The organism is Pseudomonas frigoris (genome assembly GCF_047758635.1).
Lineage (GTDB): Bacteria > Pseudomonadota > Gammaproteobacteria > Pseudomonadales > Pseudomonadaceae > Aquipseudomonas > Aquipseudomonas frigoris.
In genome coordinates, this window is the sequence record NZ_CP180479.1 from 5,724,244 (window position 1) to 5,737,124 (window position 12,881).

Below are 12,881 nucleotides of genomic sequence, written 5' to 3' on the forward strand. Positions count from 1 at the left end.
CGTGGGGCCAATCTCAATAAAAGGGTCGTGACCGCCCAAACGGTCAAAGGCTGATCAAGATACACAGCAGGCCCGGACCACACAAGCCGCCGAAAGTCGGAGAAACCCACGCCTGATGTGGCCTTTCGTCGGGGTAACCCTAGTCGCAACCCCATCACTAACTGTCGCCTGGCAGCACTTTTCAAGCCCTCGCCCACAGGCAACTCGACGCTCGCGCCGAGTGCCTTGCCCCACGACGAAAACCTTAGCCGGTATTACGCAAACCGGCGGCAATCCCCGCCACAGACACCAGTAGCGCCTGTTCTACCGGGCTGCCCTGCGCCACTTCCTGTTGTCGCGAACGCGCCAACAACTCAGCCTGCAATAGATGAAGAGGGTCGAGGTAAGTGTTGCGCAAGCGGATGAATTCAAGCGTGGCTGGGCTATGTGCCAGTAGCTGCGACTGACCGGTCAGCCCCAGGACCACCGAGCACGCCTGCGACAATAGGTCGCGTAAGTGCGCACCCAAAGGGAGCAGATCCGGCTCGACCAAACGCTCATCGTAAGACCGGGCGATATCGGCATCGGCCTTGGCCAACACCATTTCCAGCATATCGATGCGCGTGCGGAAGAACGGCCACTGCTCGCGCATCTGCCCCAGCAGCTCGCCTTCGCCGCGCTCCAGCGCCTTGCTCAGCGCAGCTTCCCAGCCGAGCCACGCCGGCAACATCAGACGCGTCTGGGTCCAGCCGAAGATCCACGGGATCGCCCGCAGGCTTTCAATCCCGCCAGCGCGGCGCTTGGCCGGGCGACTGCCCAACGGCAAGCGTCCCAGTTCCTGCTCCGGGGTGGACTGGCGGAAATACTCAACGAATTGCGGATTTTCCCGCACCACGGCGCGATAAGCGCTGACACCGTCGGCGGCCAATTCGTCCATCAGATTGCGCCAGGCAGGCTCCGGTGGCGGCGGCGGTAGCAAGGTCGCTTCCAATACCGCTGCCAGGTACAGATTGAGGTTCTGCTCGGCGATGTCTGGCAGGCCGAATTTGAAACGAATCATTTCCCCCTGCTCGGTGGTACGGAAACGCCCCGCCACCGAACCCGGCGGTTGCGACAGAATCGCCGCGTGTGCCGGGCCGCCGCCGCGACCCACGGTGCCACCGCGACCGTGGAACAACAGCAGTTCCACTTGCTGCTCGCGGCAGATGTCGACCAAGCGCTCCTGCGCCCGATACTGCGCCCAGGCCGCCGCGGTAGTGCCGGCATCCTTGGCCGAGTCGGAGTAGCCGATCATCACTTCCTGCGGCCCTTGCAAGCGCGCGCGATAACCCGGAAGTAGCAAGAGCTTTTCAATCACCGGGCCGGCGTTGTCGAGGTCGGCAAGGGTTTCGAACAGCGGCACCACGCGCATCGGCCGCAACACGCCAGACTCTTTGAGCAGCAGTTGCACGGCCAGCACGTCGGAAGCGGCGCCGGCCATGGAGATCACATAAGAACCGAGCGATGCACCCGGTGCCGCAGCGATTTCCCGGCAGGTCGCCAGCACTTCAGCGGTGTCCGTCGATGGCTTGAAGTACGCCGGCAGCAACGGCCGGCGGTTGTTCAGCTCACGCATCAGGAAGACGATGCGCTCTTCCTCGCTCCAGTCCTCGTAGCGCCCCAGCCCCAGGTAATCGGTGATTTCGGTCATGGCCGCGGTATGTCGCGTCGAGTCCTGACGCACATCGAGCCGCACCAGGAACAGCCCGAACGTCACCGCCCGGCGCAGGCAATCGAGCAGCGGACCATCAGCGATCACGCCCATGCCGCACTCATGCAGCGAGTGGTAGCACAGCTCCAGCGGGTCGAGCAGCTCGCGGTTGTTTTGCAACACATCGGCGGGTGCCGGCGTGGTCTGCGTCAAGGAGGCATGAGCCCAGTTACGCGTCGCGCGCAGACGTTCACGCAACTGTTTTAGCACCGCGCGGTAAGGTTCGGCGCTGTCCCCGGCCTTCGCCTTCAAGTCATCGCTGGCCTGCTGCATCGACAACTCGGCCGCCAGGCGATCGACATCGCGCAGGTACAAGTCCGCGGCCATCCACCGCGCCAGCAGCAAGACTTCACGGGTTACGGCGGCGGTCACGTTGGGGTTGCCGTCACGGTCGCCGCCCATCCACGAGGCAAAGCGAATCGGCGCGGCCTCCAGTGGGAGGTGCAGGCCAGTGGCGTCATGCAGGGCTTTATCAGCCTTGCGCAAATAGTTGGGGATCGCCTGCCACAGCGAATGCTCGATCACTGCGAAGCCCCACTTGGCTTCATCCACCGGGGTTGGGCGGGTGCGACGGATTTCTTCGGTGTGCCAGGCTTCGGCGATCAGACGCTGCAACTTCGTGTGGATCTGCTCGCGTTCGGCGGTGGTCAGGTCGCGATGGTCCTGGGCGGCCAGTTGCGCGGCAATGGCGTCGTATTTCTGGATCAGCGTGCGGCGCGCCACCTCGGTCGGGTGAGCGGTGAGGACCAACTCAATCTCCAGCCGTCCCAGTTGCCGGGCCAGGGATTCGGCGCCATGACCTTCAGCACTCAGGCGGGCGAGCAGTTCCGGCAGTACCCGCGCCTCGAACGGTGCAGGCTGCGACTCTTCGCGACGGTGAATCAGCTGATATTGCTCGGCGATATTGGCCAGGTTGAGAAACTGGTTGAACGCCCGCGCCACCGGCAGCAACTCTTCTTCGCTCAATTGGTTGAGGCTGGCGCTCAGTTCAGCGTCCATCGAACCGCGACGGTCGGCCTTGGCGCCTTTGCGGATCTGCTCGATCTTGTCGAGAAAACCGTCCCCGTACTGCTCGCGAATGGTGTTGCCCAACAGCTCACCCAACAGGTGAACATCCTCGCGCAAGCGTGCATCAATATCGGTCATCAGCAGTTCTCCAGCGAAAATCCGGGTGACTTGGTGTCCATGCTCTTGAGTTAGAGAGTGCCGCTGTAAAGCGGTTCTTACAAGCAGACGACGAAGGGAATGCTGTTCGCCCGAGAAAGTTTTGGGATTGGTGGGGGTACATATCCGTTTCTTCGGTAACGGCCGCTAATGGTTCCGCCCTTACGGCCAGCCCTTTCAAGGTCTTTTGACTTTCGCGGCTTTGAGCACCCGATCCGTCGACACGTGGGCATTCACTGCCTTACCCTCCAGCCACTCTTTGGACTTGAGCACCTTCGGACCTCGTTTGCTTTTGGCGACCGCTTTGGGCTGGACGTTTCGGGCTAGCGTCAGCAGGTACTGAGCCAGCCCTCCTGCGGGGATGGGGAGGGATAAGTGCTCTGGCGGCAAGGCTATTTGCATACCCTCATAACCGCTGCGAACCTGTACCGTCAGGTGAAAGATCGACGCTTCCCAGCCCTCGGGTTGGGTCTGGCAATGAGCCTGTTCGACACTGCGTTTAAGCACGGACAAAACGTTGTAAGCCAACACGGCGGACGCGAACCCCAGCAGGGCGGCTTTGGGGTTGCCCAAGGTTTCGATTTCACTGTCCAGCACCGATTCCAGACGCTGGAACATCCCTTCAATACTCCAGCGACGTCGGTACAAATCGGCGATCTGCTCTGCGCTGATGGTGTCGGGCAAGTTGCTCCAGAAGGACAGCGTGGTGTCGCCGGATTCGGTGGGGTTTTGCAGGTTCAGTTCGACACGCCGCCACTGGCGTCCGCCTTTTACTTCGATGGTTTGCTCGCGCACGCTGCCGGTTGCGACCGGGACAGGCTCCTGCCAGTCGCTTTCTTTAAGCAGGCGTGGATGCTTGCTTTGTTCGCGAATGATGAATGAAGCGCCGGCATCTTCGCAGGCCTCCATGACCGGGAGCGTGCAGTAGAGCCGATCAGCCATCCATAGCTGGCCCGCCGTGGCCTTTTCCAGCAACGGCAGCACGCTGACGCGCTCGCTGGCATAGGCATCTTCACAGGGCTGAAGGTCGACGACTTGGTCGAGATCAGGGTCGTAAACCACGACCGAAAAACCAGGGCGGGCGGCACCTCGTTCGCGGCGCAAAGCGCCCAGACGTTTTTCGCTGGAAGGCAGATGGTTGCCGTCGACGACGCGTAATTGCCAGCCAGGCAAAATGGCCGAGCAACCCAATTCTTGAATCGTCGGAGCCAGGCGCTGCGCGCTACCAGTTACCAACGCGCGCAACAGCGCAGGTTCGGTTCGGCTGACCTTGTCATAAAGCGCCGCCAGGCTGACGGGAAGATCCTCCATCTGCCGCGCGGCGGCGTGTAGGGAGGGCCGCAAACCCAGAGAAACAAGGGACATCAGCTCAATAATGGTCGAAAACAAAAGCTCGCGCGGGTACTGGCGCTGACGATGTTCTTCGAACACCTGATCAACCCACTCTGCCGCAACGGCCTGCTCCAAAACCAATTTGGCCATGACACTGGCCGGTGCTTTTTTCTCGAACCGCGCTAAAACTTCTGCCCACATCGTCTCGCCGTCCTGACTGGAGTTTTGAGGATTTTATCAAAGACCTTGAAAGGGCTGGCCCTTACGGCGGGTCACTTGGAAAAGCCCCAAGTAACCAAGGGCTCTTGCCCCGCCATTCGGTGCCTCGCCTAGGCTCGGCATGCCCTCACTCCGGCATTGCTCCGGGGGCCCGCCGCCATCGGCCATCCATGGCCGGGGGCGGCTACCGCGGCATCCTTGCCGCGGTGCCCCCTGCGCAACGCCTGCGTTCGGCCTCTGGGAAAGGGGCGGCAGATCTGAAGCCAAAGCAAAGCAACAGCAACGGCAAGATCAACAGCTTCGCGAGCAAGCCCGCTCCCACATAAAGCAGATCGGCGCACATCTTTTGCTTCTCACCACTCAACAGGCCGAGCGTTAGCTCGCCTGCAGCTTTTGATTTTGATGCACCGCCCCCTCGAGAGGCCGAGTGGAGGTTCTGCGCAGTGGGCAACCCGGCATGGATGCCGGGTTAGCCGCCCCCGGCCATGGATGGCCGATGGCGGCGGGCCCACGGAGCAGGACCGGAGCGAGGGCATGCCGAGCCTAGGCGAGGCACCGAACGAAAGGGGCAAAAGCGTTTGGTTACTTTGTGCTCTTCAAAGTGACTCGCTGTAAAAGCCAGCCCTTTCAAGGTCTTTGATAAAATCCTCAAAACTCCAGTCAGGACGGCGAGACGATGTGGGCAGAAGTTTTAGCGCGGTTCGAGAAAAAAGCACCGGCCAGTGTCATGGCCAAATTGGTTTTGGAGCAGGCCGTTGCGGCAGAGTGGGTTGATCAGGTGTTCGAAGAACATCGTCAGCGCCAGTACCCGCGCGAGCTTTTGTTTTCGACCATTATTGAGCTGATGTCCCTTGTTTCTCTGGGTTTGCGGCCCTCCCTACACGCCGCCGCGCGGCAGATGGAGGATCTTCCCGTCAGCCTGGCGGCGCTTTATGACAAGGTCAGCCGAACCGAACCTGCGCTGTTGCGCGCGTTGGTAACTGGTAGCGCGCAGCGCCTGGCTCCGACGATTCAAGAATTGGGTTGCTCGGCCATTTTGCCTGGCTGGCAATTACGCGTCGTCGACGGCAACCATCTGCCTTCCAGCGAAAAACGTCTGGGCGCTTTGCGCCGCGAACGAGGTGCCGCCCGCCCTGGTTTTTCGGTCGTGGTTTACGACCCTGATCTCGACCAAGTCGTCGACCTTCAGCCCTGTGAAGATGCCTATGCCAGCGAGCGCGTCAGCGTGCTGCCGTTGCTGGAAAAGGCCACGGCGGGCCAGCTATGGATGGCTGATCGGCTCTACTGCACGCTCCCGGTCATGGAGGCCTGCGAAGATGCCGGCGCTTCATTCATCATTCGCGAACAAAGCAAGCATCCACGCCTGCTTAAAGAAAGCGACTGGCAGGAGCCTGTCCCGGTCGCAACCGGCAGCGTGCGCGAGCAAACCATCGAAGTAAAAGGCGGACGCCAGTGGCGGCGTGTCGAACTGAACCTGCAAAACCCCACCGAATCCGGCGACACCACGCTGTCCTTCTGGAGCAACTTGCCCGACACCATCAGCGCAGAGCAGATCGCCGATTTGTACCGACGTCGCTGGAGTATTGAAGGGATGTTCCAGCGTCTGGAATCGGTGCTGGACAGTGAAATCGAAACCTTGGGCAACCCCAAAGCCGCCCTGCTGGGGTTCGCGTCCGCCGTGTTGGCTTACAACGTTTTGTCCGTGCTTAAACGCAGTGTCGAACAGGCTCATTGCCAGACCCAACCCGAGGGCTGGGAAGCGTCGATCTTTCACCTGACGGTACAGGTTCGCAGCGGTTATGAGGGTATGCAAATAGCCTTGCCGCCAGAGCACTTATCCCTCCCCATCCCCGCAGGAGGGCTGGCTCAGTACCTGCTGACGCTAGCCCGAAACGTCCAGCCCAAAGCGGTCGCCAAAAGCAAACGAGGTCCGAAGGTGCTCAAGTCCAAAGAGTGGCTGGAGGGTAAGGCAGTGAATGCCCACGTGTCGACGGATCGGGTGCTCAAAGCCGCGAAAGTCAAAAGACCTTGAAAGGGCTGGCTGTAAAAGCGAAACCACCAGCAGCCATCACCGAAGTAACGGATATACACCCAATCCCCCCGCCATAAATGAGCGTGAACGCCTGAAGCACCAAGGCAACGTTCACCATTAGACGACGAAGGGACTTTAAACCTTGGGCGTTAAAGCTAGTCTGAAGAGTAAGCCGTACAACGGCTGCCGCCGGCCTTTGCCGGACACTGACACTGCCTGCCACGAGCAGGTGCGCATTGAGGTCACTATGAAAATCCGCGAGCTTGCCCATCACTGGGAAGAAAACGCCAAGGGTCGCCTGACCGACACCGGATACTCGATTCATCTGGATGTGGAGGCCGCCGCACGGCTGGCGGCCATTATCGATATGTACCCCAAACGGCAGCCCGAAGAACTGCTCGGCGAGCTGATCGGCGCCGCCCTGGAAGAGCTCGAAAAGAGCTTTCCGTATGTGAAGGGCTCGACCGTCGTGGCCACCGACGAAGAAGGTGATCCGCTGTACGAAGACGTCGGTCCGACTCCGCGTTTTCTCGCATTGTCCCGTCGTCATTTGCACGATTTGTCGGCCATCGACGACAAACAGAAACACTGATTACCGCACTTCTTCCCCTCCAAAAATGCGTACTCCCGGCCCCCTACAGGGCCGGGAGTACTGCTGCTTGCGGTAAAAATACCCGGTTTAGAGCCTTGTCCGCCCGGTCAAAGTTTTTTGGGCAATGAGCCATATTCTCTGAACTTTTGAAAAACGCCTCGGGTCACACCCATTAACCACGCCTGGGACGGCCGTTTCAAAACACCCCCGAAAATTGAAGGTTGCGGCTCCTTGCCCAGGATGGATTTTTAAGTTTTTCAGGAGTTTTTCCAATGGAGTTGAAGACCATGAAGACCCGAACTGCCAAATCCTCGTTCCCCCCTCTGCGTAGCCTGAAACTGGCTGCACTGGCCATCGGCAGCAGCTTCGTCCTGGCCGGTTGTGCCGGTAACCCGCCAAGCGAGCAATTCGCCGTGACGGAATCGGCGGTCAACAGCGCCGTCAGTGCCGGCGGTACCGAATTCGCGGCAGTGGAAATGAAGTCCGCGCAGGACAAGCTCAAACAAGCCGAAATCGCCATGCACGACAAAAAGTATGACGAAGCCAAAGTACTGGCCGAACAGGCCGAGTGGGACGCTCGCGTGGCTGAGCGCAAAGCCCAGGCGTTGAAAGCTGAACAGGCTGTGAAGGACTCTCAGAAAGGTGTTCAAGAACTGCGTCAGGAAAGCCAGCGCACCGTTCAATAAGCGGCCGGCACGACGTACTTCTTACTCGACTAAAAGGACGAAACCACCATGCGTAAACAATTGATGATCCCTGCCCTGCTGGCCGCAAGCGTTGCACTGGCCGCCTGCTCCACGCCGCCGAACGCGAACCTGGAACAGGCCCGCACCAACTACACCGGCCTGCAAACCAACCCGCAAGCCAGCAAAGTCGCGGCGCTGGAAACCAAAGAAGCCAGCGATTACCTGGACAAGGCTGACAAGGCTTACCAGGACAAAGAGGACCAGGCCAAGGTCGATCAACTGGCTTACCTGACCAATCAACGTGTTGAAGTGGCGAAGCAGACCATCGCCCTGCGCAACGCCGAAGCCAATCTGAAAAATGCTTCCGCGCAGCGCGCCCAAGCTCGTCTGGATGCCCGCGACGCGCAGATCAAGCAATTGCAGGACAGCCTGAACGCCAAGCAGACCGATCGCGGCACCTTGGTGACATTCGGTGATGTGTTGTTTGCCACTGACAGGGCTGATCTGAAGTCCAGCGGTCTGGTGAATATCAACAAACTGGCGCAATTCCTCTCGGAAAACCCTGATCGCAAAGTGATCGTTGAGGGCTACACCGACAGCACGGGCACCGCGAACCACAACCAGTCGCTGTCCGAGCGTCGTGCCGGTTCCGTGCGAACGGCGCTGGTGAAAATGGGCGTTGATCCAGCGCGTATCGTGTCGCAGGGTTATGGCAAAGAATACCCGGTGGCCGAGAACAGCAGCGTCTCGGGTCGTGCAATGAACCGTCGGGTGGAAGTGACCATTTCCAACGACAACCAGCCGGTGATCCCGCGTTCTGCGGTCAGCTCGAACTGAGTTGAACCTGCTGTAACGCAAAAGCCCCGCCTGATCTGATCAGGCGGGGCTTTTGTTTTTAAGATCAAAAGATCGCAGCCTCGTTTCACTCGACAGCTCCTACATAGACCGCGTGCTTTTGTAGGAGCTGTCGAGTGAAACGAGGCTGCGATCTTTTCGGGCGCGCTACGGTTGCAGCTTCTGCGGGGTTTCCTCACCCATGCAGCGCACGGCTTTTTTCTTGTTGTTGACCAACACGCCGCTCAGGCCTTTCTGTTCGGTGTCGAACATCACCAGCACGCCATCGATGCATTGCGCGACTTGCGGGGCCGGCTCCAGGGAGACTTTATAGTCTTCGCCCGGCACAGTCTTGAGCATGGTGAAGTCGCTGAGCAGCAGCGCATCTTCGGGTTTGGCGAAGTGCAGGTAGCCGTAGAACCACAGGGCCCCGACGGTGCCGAGGATGCTGCAGATACCGGTGATGATCAGCGGGATGGCGTTACGTTCTTCACTCATTGCGGACTCTCTGGTGGTTCATCTTCAGAATTTTTCGGCGCCGGGTAATTCGGGATTTCACCCAGGCGGCGCAAACCGTTGAAATGCTGCGGGTCGTCGAGATAACGCAGCATGACTTTGCGCCAGACCGGGTCGGCGAACGTCTGCACATGACCGCCACGGGTCAGTTGCAGTACTCGCGGCGGCGGCGCAGCTTGATACAGACGGATGCCGTTGGAAAGGGGCACGATCGGATCGTCGATGCTGTGGTAGATCAGTTTCGGTACGCCGCCCAGCTGCTCCATGGAATGGATCGCGCTGTCGCCGTCCGGCACCAGCCAGGACAGCGGCACCTGAAACAGCCAGGTCAGCCAGGATTGACTCAGGGCAAATTGACCGATACTGCGGTAGCTGGCGGGCACGCCGTCGAGGACGAAGGCCTTGAGTTGTTTTTGGCGTTCAGGGTGCTGAACCAGATAGTGCACGGCCATCGAACCACCGAGGCTTTGGCCGAGCAGGATCAGCGGCTTGCCCTTGACCTCCGGCGCCTGATCGAGCCATTTGAACGCGGCGTCGATGTCCTGATAGATCTCCGGCAGCGTCGCTTCACCCTCGGACAATCCATAACCGCGATAGTCCAGCAGCAGCACTTGATACCCTTCTTTGGGCAACCACCAGCTCCCCCCAAGATGCATGGGCAGATTGCCGCCGTTACCGTGCAGATGCAGCACCGTGCCTTTGACCTCGACACCTTGTTTGGCCGGCAACCACCAGCCGTGCAGCTTTAGGCCGTCGGCGGTGGTGAGGGTGATGTCGCGGTATTCGAGTTTTGCTTTTTCCGGGGTAAACAGCTGGCCCGTCTCGGGGTAGAACAGCAGCGAGCTGCAGCCGCTCAAGGTCAGGAGAAGGCAGAAAAAGCCGAGGATTCTCATCCGATGAAACCTCGCGAAAATGGAGTTGGAACACTGTACCTGTGGGAGCGAGCTTGCTCGCGATGGCTGCGTGTCAGACAACAGAAGTGTTGAATGTTAGACCGCTATCGCGAGCAAGCTCGCTCCCACATTGAATTCGGGTGATCCTTAGAGGATATTGGAATAATCCGCTTCGATCCGGTCCAGGCTCAAGTGGTTGAGGAAGTTGGAGAAGCACATCCACGCCGACAGCGCGTTCAGGTCACGGAACTGATCCGGCAGATACTTCGGTGGCACCACCAGCCCTTCATCCACCAACTGGCGCAAGGTCCGCATGTCTTCCAGCGTGGTCTTGCCGCAAAACAGCAGCGGTATCTGCTCAAGCTTGCCTTTACGCACGGCCAACTGAATGTAGTTGTAAACCATGATAAAGCCCTTGAGGTAGGACAAGTCTTTGGTAAATGGCAGACCTGTCGGCACCGAGCCACGGAAAACCCGACTGGCGTTGCCGTAGCTTTCCGCCATTTCAAAACCTTGCTCGCGGAAGAACTCAAAGATCTGCAGGAAGTCCGCGCCCTCTTCCACCATGTGAATGGCGCGGGTGCGGTTGGTCAGTTTGCGCAGGCGACTCGGGTATGAGGCGAAAGTGATGATTTCCATCAGGATCGCCAGGCCTTCCTGAGTCACTGTCGACGACGGCGGACCTTTGGAGAGGAAGGTGCAGATCGGCTGGTTCAGGCCATTGAGCGTGGTCCCCACATGCACCAGCCCTTCGTGGACTTCCAGGGCGCGCACGTCACGGTCGTTGAACATCGCGTCGGCGCGGATCTTGATGTAGTCGGCGCCAGCCGCCGCATCGGCGACGATCCCGTCGGACTCGAATACGCGAATGGTTTCCTCGGCTTCGCCGAATACCTTGTTCAAGCGGGTTTGCAGCAGGTGGACGGCTTCCTTGGCGGTGAGGATTTTCGGTTCGTCCTTCAGGTCGCCACGGCCATCGATATTGTTCAGGTAATCCGAGAGCATCAGGCCCAGGTCGGAAAGGGTCGGGTCGCCGGCGTGGAACGCGTCGGAAGCGGCACCGTAAAGCTCCTGTGAAATCAGCCCGAAGTCCTCGGTGCCGCGCGCTTCGAGCATGCGCACCACCATCCGGTATTCCTTGCACATGCGGCGCATGATCTGGCCAACCGGGTTGAACTGTCCGAGCTGACGGGTGATGTCGCGTTCGATGTTCTGGAATTCCAGCTTCACCTTGCTGGAATCGAACGCCAGCGGCCGGTTCAGGTAGTAATCGCGGTCCACCGCCGGCATTTCCTTGCCCTTGGCCTTGAGGAAACCCTTGCGAATGTTGTCGTCCCACTTGACTGCATCGAGGACGCGAATCGGCGTCTGCGCCAGCACAATGCGATCGGACAAAATGCGTATCGACTGCTGGTAATCGTCCACCCGAAACTCCTGTAGAAAAACCGTTTACGTGCTGGGTTTATTTGGCTTTGGCCAGGCGCTGATAGCGCACAGCCTCGACGAACACATCGGAATTGGCCGGGTCGTCTAGGTAGGCGAAGACCTGGTCCAGATTGTTGTTGATCAACACGCCGTCGCCGTCGTCGGTCTGGAAGCCTTCGCCGCTGAGGACTTTTTGCCTCAGGGCCTGGTTGATCTGCTCGAGGTCGAGGTTGTAGACCACCAGCTCATGCTTATCGGTGAGTTCAAAACCCAAGAGAGTGAAATGCCCACCGAATTGCGCCGGCACCCTGGCCGACAGGTACCAGCGACTGCCATGGCGGGTCACCGTGAAGGGATAGGCTTCACGCTCCTTGGGCTTAGCCTTGAAGTAGCTGACGGCCTGATAGTGATTGTCGCCCAGGCGCGTCAGCTCCAGATTCAGCGGCTCGCCCCAGGCGTTGGTGCTGGTCCATTTGCCGAGCAACCCTTTAGGCGCGGGCTCGCTCGAGGGCAGCGGCTCCTTGAAGGTCACCAGACAGCCGCTGAGCAGCAGGAACGACAAGGCGATCACAACGACACGCCAGGCTTTCATTCAACAACTCCCTATGAACACACGCGGACCTGTAGGAGCTGCCGAAGGCTGCGATCTTTTGATCCTGCTTCGCTGCGGTATCAAGAGATCAAGATCAAAAGATCGCAGCCTTCGGCAGCTCCTACTGGGGACAGGGTTACACCGACGCCAATACCAGGTGCATATACCGCGTGAGGATGCCGAGCATTTCGGCTTCGGCGACAGGCTCGGCGTCGTTGAGCAGGCCCTGATATTCCATCCGTCCGATAATCGCCGTCAACACTTTGGCATCCTGTTGTGGCTCGCGGGAACCCAACACCTCGAAAAAATGGCAGGTGCCTTGCAGAAGAATTTGCTGATGCGAGCGCACCAACTCCGCCAAACGCGGGTTCAACAGGGCCTCCTGGCGGAACGCCTGCTCGGCCATCAAGTGTTCCCGACGGTTGTGCAATTGGCGCTGCACGTAATCGGCGGTCAGCCGCGCGATATCGTCAGCCAGCTGGGAACGCGACTCGGGGCTGCCATCGCCATAAGCAACCATCTCGCGCAGCAGGCCTTCGTTGCTGGCCCACAACTTGGCCATGAACGCCGCGCTGCGTTCCACGTATTGGGCAAAGGTATCGGTGAGCAGGTCATCGATATCCTTGAAATAGTAAGTGGTGGCCGACAGCGGCACACCAGCCTCGGCGGCCACCGCGCGGTGACGCACGGCCCGCACGCCATCGCGCACGACAATGCGCATCGCCGCATCGAGAATGTCCTGTCGACGCTGCTCACTGCCCTGTCGGCTGGCCTTGCGACCCTGGTACTGAACACTTTCAGCGACCGCAGTGGCGACGTCCGCTGCACCCTCTTGAGCAATTGCACGGTTCACGACAGGTATTCCTC

Annotated in this window: 11 protein-coding genes; 4 read left to right on the top strand and 7 right to left on the bottom strand. The window is 59.6% G+C overall.

The features are described from left to right. Positions 1-244: 244 nt before the first annotated feature. On the bottom strand, positions 245-2,875 hold the full coding sequence (ppc, locus tag ACMXYH_RS26380; protein ID WP_415765432.1) for a phosphoenolpyruvate carboxylase: 2,631 nt from the start codon (positions 2,873-2,875) through the stop codon (positions 245-247). A 195-nt stretch (positions 2,876-3,070) separates the two neighbouring features. Beyond that, positions 3,071-4,375: an IS4 family transposase gene (locus tag ACMXYH_RS26385; RefSeq protein ID WP_415764263.1), complete on the bottom strand. Its 1,305-nt coding sequence runs from the start codon at positions 4,373-4,375 to the stop codon at positions 3,071-3,073. A gap of 796 nt (positions 4,376-5,171) precedes the next feature. Between ACMXYH_RS26385 and ACMXYH_RS26390 the strand changes: the two genes are divergently transcribed. The 4 genes from ACMXYH_RS26390 to ACMXYH_RS26405 all read left to right on the top strand — a co-directional run bounded on the left by ACMXYH_RS26390 (position 5,172) and on the right by ACMXYH_RS26405 (position 8,591). Beyond that, complete coding sequence (locus ACMXYH_RS26390) at positions 5,172-6,476, top strand: IS4 family transposase (RefSeq protein ID WP_415764263.1); 1,305 nt, start codon at positions 5,172-5,174, stop codon at positions 6,474-6,476. Between the two features lie 247 nt (positions 6,477-6,723). Then, positions 6,724-7,068 (top strand): pilin assembly protein, encoded by a 345-nt coding sequence (locus tag ACMXYH_RS26395; RefSeq protein WP_129441565.1) that lies wholly within the window; start codon positions 6,724-6,726, stop codon positions 7,066-7,068. Positions 7,069-7,340: 272 nt separating this feature from the next. Continuing rightward, positions 7,341-7,754 (top strand): DUF4398 domain-containing protein, encoded by a 414-nt coding sequence (locus ACMXYH_RS26400; RefSeq protein ID WP_129441563.1) that lies wholly within the window; start codon positions 7,341-7,343, stop codon positions 7,752-7,754. A 48-nt stretch (positions 7,755-7,802) separates the two neighbouring features. Beyond that, complete coding sequence (locus tag ACMXYH_RS26405) at positions 7,803-8,591, top strand: OmpA family protein (protein WP_134418898.1); 789 nt, start codon at positions 7,803-7,805, stop codon at positions 8,589-8,591. Positions 8,592-8,756: 165 nt separating this feature from the next. Here ACMXYH_RS26405 and ACMXYH_RS26410 read toward each other — a convergent pair whose 3' ends face one another. From ACMXYH_RS26410 to ACMXYH_RS26430, 5 genes are all read right to left on the bottom strand, one after another. Continuing rightward, on the bottom strand, positions 8,757-9,086 hold the full coding sequence (locus ACMXYH_RS26410) for a hypothetical protein (RefSeq protein ID WP_033056344.1): 330 nt from the start codon (positions 9,084-9,086) through the stop codon (positions 8,757-8,759). After that, positions 9,083-9,997: an alpha/beta hydrolase gene (locus ACMXYH_RS26415; RefSeq protein ID WP_415765433.1), complete on the bottom strand. Its 915-nt coding sequence runs from the start codon at positions 9,995-9,997 to the stop codon at positions 9,083-9,085. Before ACMXYH_RS26415 ends, ACMXYH_RS26410 begins: the two co-directional genes overlap by 4 nt. Before the next feature lie 147 nt (positions 9,998-10,144). Further along, positions 10,145-11,422 carry a flavohemoglobin expression-modulating QEGLA motif protein gene (locus ACMXYH_RS26420; protein WP_129441557.1) on the bottom strand — a complete coding sequence of 426 codons (1,278 nt, stop codon included), beginning with the start codon at positions 11,420-11,422 and terminating at the stop codon, positions 10,145-10,147. Between the two features lie 37 nt (positions 11,423-11,459). Then, positions 11,460-12,014 carry a hypothetical protein gene (locus ACMXYH_RS26425; RefSeq protein WP_129441555.1) on the bottom strand — a complete coding sequence of 185 codons (555 nt, stop codon included), beginning with the start codon at positions 12,012-12,014 and terminating at the stop codon, positions 11,460-11,462. A 136-nt stretch (positions 12,015-12,150) separates the two neighbouring features. Then, a complete protein-coding gene (locus ACMXYH_RS26430) occupies positions 12,151-12,867 on the bottom strand; it encodes a TetR/AcrR family transcriptional regulator (RefSeq protein ID WP_046048164.1) in 717 nt (238 codons plus the stop codon). Positions 12,868-12,881: the final 14 nt, after the last annotated feature.